The sequence below is a fragment of the Xenorhabdus sp. KK7.4 genome (genome assembly GCF_963876465.1).
GTDB lineage: Bacteria > Pseudomonadota > Gammaproteobacteria > Enterobacterales > Enterobacteriaceae > Xenorhabdus > Xenorhabdus stockiae.
Map to the genome: position 1 here is coordinate 110,624 of NZ_CAWNQF010000046.1, position 14,562 is coordinate 125,185.

21 protein-coding genes and 1 pseudogene are annotated in these 14,562 nt (G+C 44.3%); 2 read left to right on the forward strand and 20 right to left on the reverse strand.

Annotation, left to right across the window (positions count from 1 at the left end; translation table 11 throughout):
* Window positions 1-268: 268 nt before the first annotated feature.
* The 14 genes and pseudogenes from AACS90_RS05375 to AACS90_RS05440 all read right to left on the reverse strand — a co-directional run bounded on the left by AACS90_RS05375 (window position 269) and on the right by AACS90_RS05440 (window position 9,419).
* Window positions 269-607, reverse strand: coding sequence for a tail fiber assembly protein (locus AACS90_RS05375; RefSeq protein ID WP_099121923.1), 339 nt, complete (start codon window positions 605-607; stop codon window positions 269-271).
* Window positions 607-1,788, reverse strand: a complete 1,182-nt coding sequence (locus AACS90_RS05380; protein ID WP_193757192.1) for a hypothetical protein — start codon at window positions 1,786-1,788, stop codon at window positions 607-609. The genes AACS90_RS05375 and AACS90_RS05380 overlap by 1 nt, the downstream gene beginning before the upstream one ends.
* Window positions 1,772-2,428 carry a DUF2612 domain-containing protein gene (locus tag AACS90_RS05385; RefSeq protein ID WP_099122004.1) on the reverse strand — a complete coding sequence of 219 codons (657 nt, stop codon included), beginning with the start codon at window positions 2,426-2,428 and terminating at the stop codon, window positions 1,772-1,774. The genes AACS90_RS05380 and AACS90_RS05385 overlap by 17 nt, the downstream gene beginning before the upstream one ends.
* Window positions 2,421-3,545: a baseplate J/gp47 family protein gene (locus AACS90_RS05390; protein WP_099122005.1), complete on the reverse strand. Its 1,125-nt coding sequence runs from the start codon at window positions 3,543-3,545 to the stop codon at window positions 2,421-2,423. The genes AACS90_RS05385 and AACS90_RS05390 overlap by 8 nt, the downstream gene beginning before the upstream one ends.
* Window positions 3,529-3,891, reverse strand: coding sequence for a hypothetical protein (locus AACS90_RS05395; protein WP_099122006.1), 363 nt, complete (start codon window positions 3,889-3,891; stop codon window positions 3,529-3,531). Before AACS90_RS05395 ends, AACS90_RS05390 begins: the two co-directional genes overlap by 17 nt.
* The gene (locus AACS90_RS05400; RefSeq protein ID WP_099122007.1) at window positions 3,888-4,553 is read right to left on the reverse strand and encodes a Gp138 family membrane-puncturing spike protein; all 666 of its coding nucleotides are present in this window, start codon (window positions 4,551-4,553) and stop codon (window positions 3,888-3,890) included. The genes AACS90_RS05395 and AACS90_RS05400 overlap by 4 nt, the downstream gene beginning before the upstream one ends.
* Window positions 4,531-5,424 carry a phage protein gene (locus AACS90_RS05405; RefSeq protein ID WP_099122008.1) on the reverse strand — a complete coding sequence of 298 codons (894 nt, stop codon included), beginning with the start codon at window positions 5,422-5,424 and terminating at the stop codon, window positions 4,531-4,533. Before AACS90_RS05405 ends, AACS90_RS05400 begins: the two co-directional genes overlap by 23 nt.
* Complete coding sequence (locus tag AACS90_RS05410) at window positions 5,399-5,737, reverse strand: phage baseplate plug family protein (protein WP_099122009.1); 339 nt, start codon at window positions 5,735-5,737, stop codon at window positions 5,399-5,401. The genes AACS90_RS05405 and AACS90_RS05410 overlap by 26 nt, the downstream gene beginning before the upstream one ends.
* Complete coding sequence (locus tag AACS90_RS05415) at window positions 5,734-6,498, reverse strand: phage baseplate protein (RefSeq protein ID WP_099122010.1); 765 nt, start codon at window positions 6,496-6,498, stop codon at window positions 5,734-5,736. Before AACS90_RS05415 ends, AACS90_RS05410 begins: the two co-directional genes overlap by 4 nt.
* A 52-nt stretch (window positions 6,499-6,550) precedes the next feature.
* Entirely contained in the window at window positions 6,551-7,027 is a 477-nt protein-coding gene (locus AACS90_RS05420) for a hypothetical protein (protein WP_099122011.1), read from the reverse strand.
* A gap of 136 nt (window positions 7,028-7,163) precedes the next feature.
* Window positions 7,164-7,619, reverse strand: coding sequence for a P22AR C-terminal domain-containing protein (locus AACS90_RS05425; protein WP_339373606.1), 456 nt, complete (start codon window positions 7,617-7,619; stop codon window positions 7,164-7,166).
* 63 nt (window positions 7,620-7,682) lie between these two features.
* A pseudogene (locus tag AACS90_RS05430) lies at window positions 7,683-8,033 on the reverse strand (ORF6N domain-containing protein); the annotation flags it as partial.
* Between the two features lie 306 nt (window positions 8,034-8,339).
* Window positions 8,340-9,146: a KilA-N domain-containing protein gene (locus AACS90_RS05435; protein ID WP_099122013.1), complete on the reverse strand. Its 807-nt coding sequence runs from the start codon at window positions 9,144-9,146 to the stop codon at window positions 8,340-8,342.
* Window positions 9,147-9,245: 99 nt separating this feature from the next.
* A complete protein-coding gene (locus tag AACS90_RS05440; protein ID WP_099116379.1) occupies window positions 9,246-9,419 on the reverse strand; it encodes an Arc family DNA-binding protein in 174 nt (57 codons plus the stop codon).
* A gap of 123 nt (window positions 9,420-9,542) precedes the next feature.
* Here AACS90_RS05440 and AACS90_RS05445 point away from each other — a divergent pair, with 123 nt between their 5' ends.
* A complete protein-coding gene (locus tag AACS90_RS05445; protein ID WP_099122014.1) occupies window positions 9,543-10,013 on the forward strand; it encodes an Arc family DNA-binding protein in 471 nt (156 codons plus the stop codon).
* Between the two features lie 223 nt (window positions 10,014-10,236).
* Here the strand turns inward: AACS90_RS05445 and AACS90_RS05450 are convergent, their stop codons facing one another.
* The 3 genes from AACS90_RS05450 to AACS90_RS05460 are packed head-to-tail and all read right to left on the reverse strand — an operon-like array spanning window position 10,237 to window position 11,607.
* Window positions 10,237-10,587, reverse strand: coding sequence for a DUF6404 family protein (locus AACS90_RS05450; protein WP_099122015.1), 351 nt, complete (start codon window positions 10,585-10,587; stop codon window positions 10,237-10,239).
* A 56-nt stretch (window positions 10,588-10,643) separates the two neighbouring features.
* On the reverse strand, window positions 10,644-11,159 hold the full coding sequence (locus AACS90_RS05455; RefSeq protein ID WP_099122016.1) for a hypothetical protein: 516 nt from the start codon (window positions 11,157-11,159) through the stop codon (window positions 10,644-10,646).
* The gene (locus AACS90_RS05460; protein WP_153043662.1) at window positions 11,149-11,607 is read right to left on the reverse strand and encodes a hypothetical protein; all 459 of its coding nucleotides are present in this window, start codon (window positions 11,605-11,607) and stop codon (window positions 11,149-11,151) included. Before AACS90_RS05460 ends, AACS90_RS05455 begins: the two co-directional genes overlap by 11 nt.
* A gap of 183 nt (window positions 11,608-11,790) precedes the next feature.
* Between AACS90_RS05460 and AACS90_RS05465 the strand changes: the two genes are divergently transcribed.
* Entirely contained in the window at window positions 11,791-12,117 is a 327-nt protein-coding gene (locus AACS90_RS05465) for a DUF4236 domain-containing protein (RefSeq protein ID WP_099122018.1), read from the forward strand.
* Between the two features lie 14 nt (window positions 12,118-12,131).
* On the opposite strand, the gene AACS90_RS05470 is transcribed toward AACS90_RS05465, so the two are convergent.
* From AACS90_RS05470 to AACS90_RS05480, 3 genes are all read right to left on the reverse strand, one after another.
* Entirely contained in the window at window positions 12,132-12,431 is a 300-nt protein-coding gene (locus AACS90_RS05470) for a DUF6694 family lipoprotein (RefSeq protein ID WP_099122019.1), read from the reverse strand.
* Window positions 12,432-12,498: 67 nt separating this feature from the next.
* Window positions 12,499-14,424 carry a hypothetical protein gene (locus AACS90_RS05475; protein WP_241538239.1) on the reverse strand — a complete coding sequence of 642 codons (1,926 nt, stop codon included), beginning with the start codon at window positions 14,422-14,424 and terminating at the stop codon, window positions 12,499-12,501.
* On the reverse strand, window positions 14,396-14,545 hold the full coding sequence (locus tag AACS90_RS05480) for a hypothetical protein (RefSeq protein ID WP_193757196.1): 150 nt from the start codon (window positions 14,543-14,545) through the stop codon (window positions 14,396-14,398). The genes AACS90_RS05475 and AACS90_RS05480 overlap by 29 nt, the downstream gene beginning before the upstream one ends.
* Window positions 14,546-14,562 lie beyond the last annotated feature (17 nt).

A 14,562-nucleotide genomic window follows, 5' to 3' on the forward strand; every position in this document is an offset into this window, starting at 1 on the left:
GATAAAACAGTGAGTTCGGGAATAAAAAAGGCCACCGCAAGGTGGCTTTTTTCTTTGATCAAAATCACGTTTCAGAACATCTTCAGAAGATGGTTTCAGAACATCCCTTTTTATATTTGAATAAATATTCATCAATCCAGCATTACTATATTCAATATATTTCAACGAATTTACGCAATTCATTCCTCAATCATAAGAAATAATCAGTTTCTTCGCTGCTCTGATTGTCAAATCAATTCACCATCTACTCCCCTTTTTCTCAGTAACCTCACTCCGGCTGTTCAGGCCAGACGATATCGGGGGCCGTGGAACAATCCACCCGGTTGAGCAGGACGCGGTATTTTTTCCATTTAAGCAGGGCGGCTTTTTCTTCTTTCGTCGCCATGTCGAGGTCAACGGCATCCTGTAGGGGGGTGAGGGCAATTGTTGCCGTATCCATTAGTGACTGCTTTTCACGCTCCGCGCGATGTTGTAACTGTTCAGCCGTGGGGGGAGGATTGAGAATGATATCCGCTTCCGCTTCAGTAATCGGTATCAACCCGGGTTCTTGCGACCCCTCAAATTCATAGGCGTAGATTTCATTCTTCTCTGATTTGTAGTAGTGCATTAGCGTAGCTCCAGCCATAAAAAAATGTCATTTTGACCGCCATCCGATGCCAGTTGGTAACTGGAGCCAGCGGGAATAATGGCATGGTGGGTGAATGTTTTGAAAGCCCCTGCATTAAACTGGCTTCCCATCATCGACACAATGCTATTATTGACACGAAGTTGGTTACTGGCATCACCTGTCATTGACACGCTGACCATCACAAAAATAGGCCGGGTGGTCTCATTTCTATAGGTCACGCCCAGCTTCCGTCCGGCAGTGAGATTTAACAGTTGTTGGTTGATGCCAATACTGGCATTGGCAACGACTGACTCACGAACGGTGTTAACTTCACGGCTAATCGACTTTATTTGTCCATCAACGTGGCGTACTTCATCGCTGACAGCCTTTATTGCCTCGCCCACCGCACGCTGCGACATAATCGCCGCGCTGTTATCACCGGTGCTTTGTGACAACCCCGTGATACGGTCTACGGGAACCTGTCCGTATGACATCACACCGTCAGGATTAAATGCCCAGAGATAATGGCTGTCTATGCGATCCCGTAACCCAGCGGAACGGTCACTGTTAATGACGAAAAATGCGTTTTTGTTCAAAACCAAGGTTTCCTTGCTACCCCCGGCAAAATATTCAGACGAGGCCGCATTTTTCGCCAACTCTACCGTTTTTGCTAAACCAAGATTGTTCACAAACGCCACTTTATCCTCAACATCCGCACCGTTCTTCGCTTTTTCAAGGCGACTGTTGGCATTGTCGTTGACCTGATTCAATGCCGAATTAGTGGCGTAATCGCCTTTGTCTTGTTTGGTGTTCAGGGCATCAGTGATGGATTTTGCAATACCAATGGCATCAACAAATAACATCCATTCGTTTTGCGAGTTATCCGGTTGCTGACCTCGCGTCTGCTTTTTGGCAACGTAGAATTTTCCGGCGTGTTGCACCACCGCTGACTGAGGGTAATCAACCGATTTATCCCATTCCACTATCCCGCGCTGGGACAGGTACAGCATCCACTCGTCAGAGCGCTTCCCCAAAGCGTTAAACCATTCCATCGGGGGTTTTCCAGCGGTGCGATCAATGGTGACACCCCAGCCGCGCAGAATGTCCGGGAAGGTTTCTGTTTCGCCGGTTTTGGCGTCATTGGCAAATATTTTATAGTCAGGTTTATTGATGATTGACATTGATGATCCTCGTAAATTTTCCGTCACCAAATCCAAAAGCGTGAGCGTCATTCGCCCACCCGAACGGACAGTCGCTGTTCACAACAACAAATTGGTATTTCACGCCTATCGGTCGACTCAAAATGTCGAGCTGCAGGATGGCGTGTAGTCTAAATGGCGTAAGATAAGCCGCAGGGACAACCACATTCATAGTCATGTCATAGTTATCAATGACAAATGACTGGTTGCCGAGCAGGTGCTGCAATGAGTGGGTGATACCTTCAATCGTAGGGTGCTGAAAGTTTTTAATGATCTTCGCCCGGATAAAGAACCGGTAATCAGAGTCATCCAGATTGACAGACTTTTGCAGGGAGTCGCCGTATCGGTAGAACAGGCCGTTATTAAATCCCAGTGCTCCCGCTATCCCCAACCAGCCAAAATAGTCTTTCGGCACGAATGACTTCATCGTTCTGCCAATCCCGACATGGCGACCAATCAGATCCAACCCATAGCCCACAGACTTGTTGATATCAAGTATGCTAGGGAGCTGTAATGCCGTTTCGAAAATAACCCTGGTCTCAGAAAGCAAAAGCCCGACGGTTTGCCGGGCCTTGGGTTTTCCTCTGTATTGCCAGATTAAAAAATCCTCACGTTTACTCAATCAACACCTCCACATGCTCAGGCTTGATTTGTGCACACTGGCGAACGCCTATCTGAGAGGAATCAGCATCATTGACTGTGATGGATTTAATATAAAAGCCTGAAACAGCGTTAACCCGGCAGGTCAACCGCATGGCGTAGACGGATTCACCAATCATAAATTCAGTATCAGCCAGTGATTTTTTGATGCCTTCCGTGTCTATATCCTGAAAGCCGTTAATGCGCTCAATAATGATTTTTACCCGGATATCTACCCTCTCAGCGCGGTCAAACCTGACGGTGCGTTCTGCGCCTGAGAACTCACTGAGGTATGAGATATCCCCCATTAGCCCACATCCCCCGACTTTCTTTCTCAGGATGGTAAGCGCAATATCTTCATTTCGACCACCGATGATAACGGCGTTCATTGAATGGGCCGGAACCCCGTTTTTATCTGTCTGGTTGGTAAAATTTTCATACACTCGCGCTTGTTTAACATCGGGCAAATCCAGTAAAGCCGCTTCAATGCCTTGCCTGTCATCATGGTTATTAATGGAGTGAGAACGCATAAAACGAAGTAAAAAATTGCCGTCCGTCTCTTCCTCGCTGCCCACTTTGGCCTCTGTTGTGGTCACGGCTTTATCAACGCCGACAATCACGGTTTCCATCTGTAACTCTTTATGGGCTTGCAGAGTAAATGCGCCCAGTTCTTGGCTACGCAATCCCACCTGTGCCGAGCCATTATGATTGAGCGTGACCTCTGTCAGGGTTACCCATCTGACCCGATTATCATCGGTTAACACGGTTCCCGCAGGGATAGTGACATCGACATTGCCGGTGATGATCACCTCATCCAGATAACTGAATTCCGCGCCACGGCGAACCAGTCCCGCATACATAGCCCTTTGTTCCAACCATGCACCAGTTGCGTGGTAGGGGTCTAACATCTGCGCAATAAAGGCGATAACCTGATTGATATTGGCAAGCTCCTGTGAGAACAGACCAATAATCTGACCATCCGGAGAGTCCGCATCCAGATTGATATCTTCGCCGTAAATGCGCTTAAAACCGACCTCCAGCCGCTCATGAATAGCGGAAAGCTGGTCAATCACAATACCGGTATCAGTGATCTGGAGCATAGAGACTGACCTCGTTTTTGTTATCGTGGATATCAATATAGGCAACCTCAATCAAAGACTGACGGCTGTCTTCATCGATGCGGATATCAAAGTGGGTGATTTCCTGCACACCAACGGTATTCAGGACGGTTTCTTTTAATTCTGACTCCATTGCCATCAGGTTTGGATTTTTCCGCAGATAATCGAACCACGGCACCCCATGCTCAGGGTTAAGAAACCAGTCATTGAATAGTGACAAAAGTCGTGTCTTTACCGATTGCGCGATAGCCTCTGATTTTGTGGCGTAATCACTGCGCCCGTTACCAAATGTCCAGTCGTGATTATCATCCAGTCGTCGCATTCTCATTGATTAGGCCTCCCGGTATTGCCGCCGTGCGAGTCAGGGTGAGTATGGTTTTCAAGGTCTACACCGCCGCCAATCACCTTCGCCGCACGGATAGTGCCGTTTGACTCGCTGTTTCCGCTGGTCTGGTTCCAGTTTCCGGCCTGTTGATGGTTACCTATCTGTTTACTGTGCCCGAGGTGTTCTATATCGCCCTGAATGGTGATTTTCCCCTGCACCATCCGAATGAACGTCGAACCATCATCGGTCTGCATGGAGGCGCCATCATGAAAGAAAGCCGGCATTTTTTTAGGCTGACTGCAAATACCCGGAATAAAGGACGCATCAGAATAATCATGCAGCCGGGCATCCAGTGGTACGGATTTATTCCCTGTTGCATACCAGCCATCAATGCAACGCTCAGAGAATATCGCCAGTCCCTCATCTCCGGCTTTTACTGGAACCGTGAAACAGAATCCGCCCGCCCGGGGGAACTGAACAGGCACATCCACCAGCGGGGGTAATTCAATCACTGAACCATTACTCAATAACTGGGTGATCATCAGTTCGACAGTGGCAGTATGACCATTAAAAGAGACGACTCTGGCAGGTAAGGCGGTGTGGATATCAAGGCGTTCGTTTTCGGCTTTTCTGTCCAGCACATCAAGCAGTGTTGGATTTTGCATTTTTCTTCTCCTCTTTTTTCTTCCCTTCTTTTTTCTTGCTGTCCTTCTTCTTCTCTACTTTCTGATACTGACCGCCGATACAGGTGATTTTGGTCGCCCAGTGATCGCCCATTAAATCCCCGGAATGTTCAAGTTCGGTGATTTTATAATCGCCGTTATATTCAGGCATCATCGACTGAACCCGCACCAGACCACCAATGCGCATCACCGGATTAAGCAGACAATTAACCGACAGTCCGTCATCCGTTTTCTCCGGGCTGTCAATCATGCCGGTTTCCTGAGAGAGCACAAAACCTTCGTTATCAGCCAGTACCTTACCTTTAGGGAGTACGGTCATATTGCCATCCTGCACAGACCAGTCAGCGCCATTATTACGGGCAATTTTGTGCATGATATCGCGGGCATTGCCGGTTAATACCTTGCCGCGTGGTAGCGTCCGGTCTTTGGGGAGATCAATTACACCATTACCTGTACGCATCGCTTTAGTCGCTTCCGCTAAAATACTGCTGTCTGTCGCCCCGGCTGCCAGTGTCTTATTGATCAGTGCTCCGGTGTACGCCTCGTAACCATCCCCGCACGTTAACTGGATAATAAAATCCAGCCCATCTCGAAGCGTTATCGCTTCAATAATGTCGCCCATATAAATCACACGTAGCTCCTCGTAACCGACAGCCAGACTGACACGGTTATAGGTTTTACTGGTGATGAGATTGCGATGTGATGGGTTGAGATTATAGACCCGGATAGTAGCGGGGTTGGGTTCACTGGTAATGGTTTTGGATATCTCGAACGTGACTCTCAGGCTGGTAATTTCAATGGATTCTTTGGTGTTACCGATAATTAGTTTAACTTGTCGTCCGAATTGCCTCATGCCACGTTTCCTTATCGACAAAATAGAGCTTAAGCCGGTTCCCTAACTCCTCACGCTGGACTGAATTAATGCCTAAACCGGAGTTATCACTCAGCAATATGATGAACGGGAGATTTTTAGTGAGCAATGCCGGGCTGTTAACCGTCAAACCGTACAATTGAGCAATGAACTCGTCCGTGTTCGTGTCCATCAAATCAAATTGCCAGCCGCTGGAGACGGGATTGAAATATAAAGTGAGCCGCAGATTCATACCGAACAGGGTAAAAGACTGCTCCTGAATCTCTTCAGTTGAAACGGGTATGTCGTATATCATTTATTACCCCCCAACAACCAGTGCAGCATTGAGTTTTTACTTTCCTTTGGAATGACCTTCGGCTTCGGCTGCGTCTTCCCCATATTCTTCTTTTTCGCCACTGTCTTACCTTTCAGTTTTGGCTGCAATCCTTTTGCCGTTTGCGTCTCCACAATGAAGATTTCACGCAATGTCAGGTTGAATTCTGCCGAGCCATCATACATCTGAGTAATGCTGATACTGACAATCATCATATTTTTATACTGTTTCAGGCCGGTCATGACGGTGACCGGTTCACCTTTCTTCTGGAGGTTAAGCAGGTCGTTATAAGCCTTACCTATCCTGTCCAGTGTCCGCGAGCGGTCATTAGCGCGCCCATGATAATTAGGCAGCCACGGCGCTACGGGGCGGTTGTAACCGACCTGATCCAGCATGGCTGACCCCATCGACATATAGCGGTTCACCATTGCTTCGGTCTGTTTGGTCATGGCCCTGATTTCGACAGGGAGCGGGTATCTGTTCAGTGCGGCGGGAAAATTCCCGCCCATTATCGCGTTGAAATATTGCGGAGGTTGATAACCGACCATAATCCCGGCAACCGTGATTTCTTTGGGTTCCAGAATGACATGATCAGCAATTGCCGCTCCCGACTCAATCGGGTTCTCCGTGATGCGCAGGCTAGAACGGTGATTTTCTATGATTACATTGTCAAAGAGAAACTTACCAATAGAGCGCGTCACTACTGAGGCTGTTGTGGTGTTAAAACCGCTGAGAAAGTCCATATGACCCCCAATAAAAAAGGCCGCCTATGCGACCCGTCTATCATCAGTTAATTCAAAATCTGTCGTAACGTGCTATATCCATATAAGTTGCATCTTTCAGGATGTCACAGGCTTCTCGCCAGTCATCACCGCGAATAGTTACCTCACATTTACCTTTTTTGGTTTGAAACTTGATATTGATTTCTTCTGCGTATTTATCCGTCGAAAGTTCAATCTCACACCCTGCTGCATCTCCGCCTCGTGGCGAATCATCAACCACAGTTGCAATAACAAACTTCATTGTATTACCGTTGACTTCAATATCATTGATGTGCTTTTTAGTGAAATCGCCCTCTTCAACGTCACCAATGAAAACGTAGGGGCGATCCCTGCCTTCAATATCAGTCCAGTGAGAACTCTCTAATTGCAATGAATATTCATACGTCTTAATCAGCTTTTGTGCCATTTTTCTCAGGAAATTATCACGCTTTTGAATTTCGTTCTGAATACTACGCATCTTCTCATGCATGTCTTTGTAGGTAACAGCCATAAATCTTCCTTTGTTATTACTGAAAAAGCTCATTTTATCACCTATTAAATTAATTGATTTGACCCGCTCCACGTTCGGGAGGCTGAAAAAAGAAAAGCCGCAATTAAGCGGCTTAATGGCTATTTGATACTTTAAATTAAAATGAATACTCTGGAATTCTTAGATTGTGTAATACCCTCCAGTTATCCATTTGAATCTGCTTTATCTCAATGTGTTCAGTTGCCTTATCAAGAATACGTCGGGCTTTACTGGCAACTCTAATAGCATTTCGTGGATATTCAGCGTACTCTCCTGCCAGTCTATGTTCAATTACTCGAAGTATTTTCTCTACCTCAGTCATATAATGAGCCATATTGATTGAATATTGCCACAGCCAGCAAAGAGTCTGTAAATCTTCATCTGATATTTGCGGTTGTGCTATTGGAGCTGGTAATTCTTCTTTCGGTAGTAACTCACCCTCAATAGCCTTAGTTGCCAAATACTCTATTGCAGAAGGTAATTGTTCACTGGTTAACTCACCGATGCTTTTTACCCCAAACTCACGATGCACCATCTGGAATAACGTTCTATCACTGATGCCATATTTACCCATTAGGGTATTAACCAGTCCACGTAAGGGAGTGCGATCATAGGTTGTGGTTTTAGACTCAGCCCCTTTCAGGTTAAAGTAGAAATCTTCCAGTTTCCCGAAAACATCCCATGCTTTGTCAGTATCCAGCATTTTAGCGTGACGAGCTGCACCGCGTTCTGTCCAGAGGATGAGGCTTCTTGTCTTGCTTGAGATTTGTGGGTTACTTAAAGTAACTCGCAAATTTTGTGACTTACTCAAAGTAAGCCGCAAATCTTTCAGTTCTTGCCCAGCAATTTTGAAGTAGTGCGTACCCTCAGTGAATCTGCCCGCATTTCTAGAATGGTTAACTTTTATGTTATTAGCACTCGTTTCATAAACATCAGCTAACAGCTCAGTAGTAATGACCGGAATACGGTTGTACATGATCGGTGTCATATGTTCTACTGAGGGGGAGTTTTTAGTTAATTCGTTAACTGTTATACTTACCATGTTTACTTCCTTTCGGTTGGGGTAAACGTTGTATTTGAAGCCCCTAGCTGTCCTACCAGTTCGGGGCTTCGCCGTTTAAAGCGACATCATTTATTACGTAACTGTAACCTTTTGTAAATATTTACATCCTAAATTTGGGAAGCGGCTCGAAAATTAGACTAATCAATCGATTTAAGATAGGGAATCGGTTGCATACCCTTAATAACATTGATAGCTTGATTGTTCGCTCTTCGCCTTCCGTGGCTTAAATCCTTAAGCTACTTCAACACCATGAATTAAATGTCTCAGTGCCTTAATACCGTTTTCGTTATAACGGAATGCTTGGACTTGCTTACTTGAGTAAGCGGACTTATCCAGAAAGAACTTGCCATTTTGCTCATTCTTGAGGTTGTGCTTATTGGCAACCAGTCCGATTTTGTTCGCTGAGACATCCAGCATCTTTCCTACTTCACCTGCCGTGTAATATCTTTCTTCCAGCACCGGAAGAGGAATAGCTTCAAAGCCTACTGTTGGATTAATTATGGATGCAGCCAGTGACTGCTTAGCCAGATGATCTAAGTTCGGTAAAAGAGCATTCAATCTCTCAATCGAAGCAATGTTCTTTTCGAGAGCAACAGACTTCAATTGCTCTGCTTTGGCGAATCGATATTCAGGTAAACCTGATTTACTTTTCTCTGGCTCTGTTGGTGTTAACTTCCCAGCGCGGTAATCGATGAAAGTCTGGTTGACTTGCAAACGGAACTTCGGAGAGATCCAGCCTGCATATTCAACGGCTAAAAGCTCGTGGGCGAAAGTGCCTTGATTATTGCCACCGTTAACAATATTGATTGATTTTCGAGCAGGGTGTAAATTTACACTCTGGATATTTTTCAATGAGTTAGACTCAAGTTCAGCGATAAGAGCTTGTGTTTCATTACGGCGCAACCATTGGCTGGGCTTTTTATGAGCATCTCCACCACTCGCCTTATGCAAAGCATTCAGGTTAAAACGACCTTCTGAATCGGTAGTGATTTCTACGCCTGCAATGACAGGAAGGTTTTTATTTGCTACATTATTCATATTGTCACTCTCTGTTATGGGTTGACATAATCTTTATTACTTACACGGTTTGAAGATTTTGAAGCCTCGTTGGTGGCAGCCTTCGAGGTTTCGGCTTTATTACCCAATCCTCTTTTTCTCATCATTGATACTCCATACCAGCCTTTGGATAATTGCTGAATTCAAAGACAAGCCTTCTTCTTTTGCTTTCGACATGACATGTTCTTTTACTCTTTTCGGTAAACGTAAGCTGAACGTTTCTGTTGCTCTTTCTGTGTACAGGGCATCTTTCATTTTTATCTCCTCAATAAAACCAATTTGGAATTAGAACCAATTTGGTTCTACAACCAATTTAGCATCATTTATGTTAATGTCAAGTTGGTGCTATGATTAATTCATTATAATTTGAGGTGCGCCATGACTAAGAAATACCCAAGCCAAGAAATGGATAGATTCAACGTCCGTATGCCAGCCGGCATGAGGGAAGAAATAACCAAAATAGCCGAAAAAAACGGGCGTTCTATGAACACTGAGATTGTGATGATGCTTCAAGAGGGAATTGATAACGCACTTAGAACACCATCTCTTCCTTTTAATAGTGAAACCGATGAATCTAACGACTCGCAAATTATTCGCGGCAAATATGCAGGAAAGGAATATGTCTTTAACATAAAAAACGAAGATGTAGAAAAAGCCTATAAAGAAGCAGTATATTCAGTCCTCTTAAAAGAGATATTAATAAGCGATGATAATGACGATGAATTTAACACAATCAAAAAAATATTTGCCAAACGCTTAGAAAGTAGCCTAGAGGATGGACAGGTAGAGAAGGCATCAAAGCTAGGAAAAGCGCTGACTGATAAATATGTTCCAAAAAACAAAAAATAAATCCCATAAGTATTATCTTCAACTTCCTCCAATGGAGGTTTCTCAGAATATCAATGGGTTAGTTGAGTTTATATGATGGTCAAGATTTTGACCATCTAATAACACATTGATTTTACTAAATTATAACGAATCGTTAGAATCACTTTCCTAACTACGAAAATTCCGTAGTTACCAACAAAAAAGCCCCGTAGGGGGCTTCTATCAGATCATGGTTCACTGAAACTCAATCCAGGCTATCCCAATCGGGCAGGTCGTTTCGTTTTTTTATCCATCGATGATATATCGCTGTAAATATACCAAAAAACACACCGGCAAAGATGCTTGTATTAATAGCACTGGTAGGTGACATACCCTCAGACCGCCAAACAAAAGACCACATAAGAAGTCCCCACCCAAGTCCAAACCATGGTCCCGTCAATATTACAATTTGCCAAAATGAAGCAAAAGGGAATGGTGGTATCTTGAAGCCCATTTTCCATAACATACGTAGCAAAGGGGGAGCGTAATTGCTACGCCACATTTTCTTGCTTTCCATGATGGCAATAGCACGCGCTTTTCGTTGTTCAAAAGTCATACTTTTCCACCTTGAATTACGTTAGGGCTTTACAAAGATGCAAAGCCCGTAAAGGGCTATTTCTGAGGTGGTGCAACTGTCTGGCTTTGGGTTGTGGGCTGAGATGGTGGTGAAGCACTTTTACCTGACATGATCCAGCTAGATACCAGTATTACGGTTGATAAGACAATGGTTACTAAAGCCAAGCCTATTGTTGTTGACCATTGCGTTGTCGAAATGCTTGATTTCAAACCATCGATTTTCCCCTCGACAGCACTAAGCTTTCCTTCAACACTATCAATTTTTCCGTCAACTTTTGCTGAGAGGGATTGGATCGCTGTATTGATATTAGCAAGCTGATTGCTTTGCTGCTCCCTCCACTCTGCCATATCTTTTTTCATGGTAGCGGCAACAACATCAACTTCGGCTTTATTCGCCCTCAGGAGGGCTTCTAGTTCTGTCTTAGTGAAGTCTGACATAACTTCCTCCTCTTGCTTGATCTGTCTTTTGGTAGCTACTTTTTCAGACTGAGCTTGATTTTTCATTTTGATAATTTTAGCTGTGTCTATATTAATTATTTTATCACTCATCATAAGAATATTCCTCTCGGAATTCTTCTACATAAAAGCACACATCTTTTTCATCAATTATTTCATCAATGCTATTTTTATCTTCTAACATACCGCCATACAGGTATATTTTAATTTGATATAAACCGCTTTTATCAAAAGTAACATTTCTAAATCTTTCAGTGATAATAAAAGATGCGTTATTTTCCGAGATAAATACTTTAGATGTGTTCTCTACATTCAACTCAGTTATCTCATCATCTATGAAATCTATTTTTTGCTTACCATCCGCATGATAAATAAATGATTTTGTATGAAAATTCAAATCCAGATCTACACCAAGGCCAAGAATACATGAAAAATCAATAGATTTTGATTCTTTATCCATCAGCAGATAATTTGCTGGTTCACCAAGTGTTTCGTTAACGTCCGATGAAACATAGGCAAACATAATTCTTCCACGCTTATCCATAGCACCACCCAATATTAAACATTTTTTACATTTAACCACTGAGTCAATACTAGGTGTTACTGATTATTTGATCAGCAATTTCAGAAAGTGTGAAGAAAGTTACAAGTTTTCTGTAACCTCTTTGTCTCTATTTGTAAGTAAGGTATATGCTGAAAAATACCGTAAAAACAAAAGAGAGGGCATATGGGGCTTAAATTCAGAAAACGAATTAAAATAGCGCCCGGTGTGTACATCAACATAAGCAAGAGTGGTGTCAGTACATCAATCGGCGGAAAAGGGGCCACGATCAATATTGGAAAAAATGGAACGAAAGCTACCGTTGGTATACCGGGGACAGGACTCTCATACTCAACTAAGTTAAGTGGGAATAAAAAGGCATCTCAACAAAATTTAGTTAACGAGCAAAACACAACCGAATCAGAAGAAAAAAAACCATCTAAAAAAGTGGTTTTATTTATGCTGGTATTTTATGCAGTGATCGGCTTTGTGCTCTATCAGATTTTTAAATGATTACTAAAAGCCCCTTATGGGGCTTTTCCCATCTTACTATCAAGTTCTATAATCTCTTTGGCAGTTTTTCCACCGATCAGCTTGTTGATTATTTCAACTTTCTCATCTTCCTTATCGGTTATCATTCTTGCTGCCATTGCTACATTTAAAGTTGCTTTTTTAAACTTAGCGGCCTCTTCACCTTGAAGGGATTTATAAATAGCCTGAGTTGAAGTCTTCAAAGACTCAGGGCTAGATGCATCAATGGTTAGCTCCTTTTCACCACAGCCCACTAAAAAAACAGCCAACATGATTGGTAATAACAGTTTTTTCATGACAATTCCCTTAATATAAAGTTGATGCATAATTAAACCACTTAGAGACTACAACCGGAAGCAAACATTAGCCCGCTCCGTTAGTTAACATTCCTTTTGTATTATAGCCCGCATTTTTCAGTGCCTGACTAAAACCATCATTGGCATAGTTAGCGGCTTTCTCTGGTGATGGCGCTGTAATGTGCTGCGTCACGCTCACATCACCCTGACGGATTGCTGTCTGACTATTATTGTTATTGGTGGTAGCATTGGCGATAGACTGACCAATCATTCCACCATTGCCCGCGTTGATACTGGATTGGATATCAGATAGAGAAACATTGTCATAACCCATGAGTTGCTTATCCTCAGAATTAAAACTAAAAAAGTCCTTTATCGCCTTAATATTAGCAACCACCACATTGTAATAGTCCATCACCCAATCCAGCGCTTCCTTAAACGGCTTCTTAATCATTTCCTTGACCGCTGCAAACCGCTTACCGATATCATCAACGAACTTCGTTACGTCCTGTTCATTCAGCCCGAACAGACTCAGGACGAACTTAAATGCTTCCTTAAATGGCGTGGTCAGCAAATCCCAAATCAGGTCAAAGATTTTGCCGAGCTTTTGTGTCCAGGTGGTTGAATCATCGGAGAAGATGTCATACAGTCCTTTGATCAGTTTAAAAGCAGCTCTGAACGGATAGGTGAGCCAATTCCAGATAGTGCTGAATATCTCACTCAGTGTATCAACGAACCGGTCAGCATCGCGCTCACTCATGCCAAACTGCCGGAGGATATACCGGAATCCCTCACGGAACAGCCGCTTAATCTCCTGCCATGTTTTGGCTATTGCTTTCCAAAGTCCACCGAAGGCGGATTCACCCGTTGTGATCCACTGATACAGGTCATACAGTACATAGATAAGCCCGGCAATCAGTGCAACTACTAGCCCGATGGGGTTCATTAACAACGCTCGTCCCAGCCAGATAAAGGCTTTTCCTGCGGTTAGGGCATATTTAGCGACTGCGGTCAGCGGTGAGAACAACCACTTAAGTGCTTTAGCAAATCCACCCGCACCTTTTGTGACCGCTAAGAACATATTGGAGCTGAACATCACGCCCAGCATACCACTGAGCAGCTTGATAGAGGTTTTCATCTCACCAGAGAGACTGCCCCACCATGATTTGACGTCCTTAATCCACTTGATGCAGGCACCCCAGAAATCACCGAACAGGGAATTACCGCCATCAAGGTAGACCATCAGGTCATCGAGTAACAATAATACTCCTGCGATAGCAGCAATCACCCATGTCACGGGGTTGGTGATAAAAGCCATGATCATACCGCGCTTCACTATCGCCAAGACGCCTGCCAGTACCAGTAGGGCATTCTTCCAGCCAATCGTACCGGAGATGACTTTATCCACCGCCCTCACGGAGTTGGTAATCACCTGAATGACCTTGCCCCCAGCTTTAATCACGCCGGTTAATCCTTTGGTGATAAGCTCCTTGTTAGAGGCTATCCAGTCATTGAACTTCTTCACAATGGCGGTTAGCGAAGGCACGAGGTTCAGCGCAATCTTGGTCTTGATGGACTCTATCGCCAGACCGGTTTTTTTCATCGCCTCCTGATATTCGTCTGCCTGTGCCAGTTCCTGCTTTGAGATGTCGTACAGCAGACCTTTCTGTTCGGCAAGGTCTTTCGCCCCCGCCAGTGCCCCATTGAGAAAGCCCATGATTTTAGCGGACGCAAGGCCGACCACTGCCGCCACCCCTGCCGCCAGTAATTTGAGCTTACTCAGTGAACCGTGGACGGCTTCGGCCTTTTTACCGGCCTCGTCAATATTATCCGCTGCGTTATTGCCGATATCATCCAGATTCTGGTTAATCCGGTTAGCCTGAGACGCGACCTGAGTCGCAGCAGCAGCGAGGGCAATAACGACATCCTTGATTTTCTCAGCCTGTGTCGTATCAACACCGATACTAACGAGCAGTTCTTCTATCTGCATCATTTGCCCTCTTTTGTGCCAGTAATTCTTCAACGTGGGCTTCGTGGAAGTCCAGTATGTCTTCAAGGGTGGCGGTGGTTCTCAGGTCATGACCTGTGTATTTTCCGCGTAAGACCGGTGTCATCTTCAACCAGTCCACAT

Excerpts from the sequence above, each read along its gene's own strand:
- AACS90_RS05375 (WP_099121923.1), bottom strand. The coding sequence starts at position 607 with ATGCACTACTACAAATCAGAGAAGAATGAAATCTACGCCTATGAATTT.
- AACS90_RS05380 (WP_193757192.1), bottom strand. The coding sequence starts at position 1,788 with ATGTCAATCATCAATAAACCTGACTATAAAATATTTGCCAATGACGCC.
- AACS90_RS05390 (WP_099122005.1), bottom strand. The coding sequence starts at position 3,545 with ATGCTCCAGATCACTGATACCGGTATTGTGATTGACCAGCTTTCCGCT.
- AACS90_RS05395 (WP_099122006.1), bottom strand. The coding sequence starts at position 3,891 with ATGAGAATGCGACGACTGGATGATAATCACGACTGGACATTTGGTAAC.
- AACS90_RS05400 (WP_099122007.1), bottom strand. The coding sequence starts at position 4,553 with ATGCAAAATCCAACACTGCTTGATGTGCTGGACAGAAAAGCCGAAAAC.
- AACS90_RS05405 (WP_099122008.1), bottom strand. The coding sequence starts at position 5,424 with ATGAGGCAATTCGGACGACAAGTTAAACTAATTATCGGTAACACCAAA.
- AACS90_RS05410 (WP_099122009.1), bottom strand. The coding sequence starts at position 5,737 with ATGATATACGACATACCCGTTTCAACTGAAGAGATTCAGGAGCAGTCT.
- AACS90_RS05415 (WP_099122010.1), bottom strand. The coding sequence starts at position 6,498 with ATGGACTTTCTCAGCGGTTTTAACACCACAACAGCCTCAGTAGTGACG.
- AACS90_RS05420 (WP_099122011.1), bottom strand. The coding sequence starts at position 7,027 with ATGGCTGTTACCTACAAAGACATGCATGAGAAGATGCGTAGTATTCAG.
- AACS90_RS05425 (WP_339373606.1), bottom strand. The coding sequence starts at position 7,619 with ATGGGTAAATATGGCATCAGTGATAGAACGTTATTCCAGATGGTGCAT.
- AACS90_RS05435 (WP_099122013.1), bottom strand. The coding sequence starts at position 9,146 with ATGAATAATGTAGCAAATAAAAACCTTCCTGTCATTGCAGGCGTAGAA.
- AACS90_RS05440 (WP_099116379.1), bottom strand. The coding sequence starts at position 9,419 with ATGAAAGATGCCCTGTACACAGAAAGAGCAACAGAAACGTTCAGCTTA.
- AACS90_RS05445 (WP_099122014.1), top strand. The coding sequence starts at position 9,543 with ATGACTAAGAAATACCCAAGCCAAGAAATGGATAGATTCAACGTCCGT.
- AACS90_RS05450 (WP_099122015.1), bottom strand. The coding sequence starts at position 10,587 with ATGACTTTTGAACAACGAAAAGCGCGTGCTATTGCCATCATGGAAAGC.
- AACS90_RS05455 (WP_099122016.1), bottom strand. The coding sequence starts at position 11,159 with ATGATGAGTGATAAAATAATTAATATAGACACAGCTAAAATTATCAAA.
- AACS90_RS05460 (WP_153043662.1), bottom strand. The coding sequence starts at position 11,607 with ATGGATAAGCGTGGAAGAATTATGTTTGCCTATGTTTCATCGGACGTT.
- AACS90_RS05465 (WP_099122018.1), top strand. The coding sequence starts at position 11,791 with ATGGGGCTTAAATTCAGAAAACGAATTAAAATAGCGCCCGGTGTGTAC.
- AACS90_RS05470 (WP_099122019.1), bottom strand. The coding sequence starts at position 12,431 with ATGAAAAAACTGTTATTACCAATCATGTTGGCTGTTTTTTTAGTGGGC.
- AACS90_RS05475 (WP_241538239.1), bottom strand. The coding sequence starts at position 14,424 with ATGATGCAGATAGAAGAACTGCTCGTTAGTATCGGTGTTGATACGACA.
- AACS90_RS05480 (WP_193757196.1), bottom strand. The coding sequence starts at position 14,545 with ATGACACCGGTCTTACGCGGAAAATACACAGGTCATGACCTGAGAACC.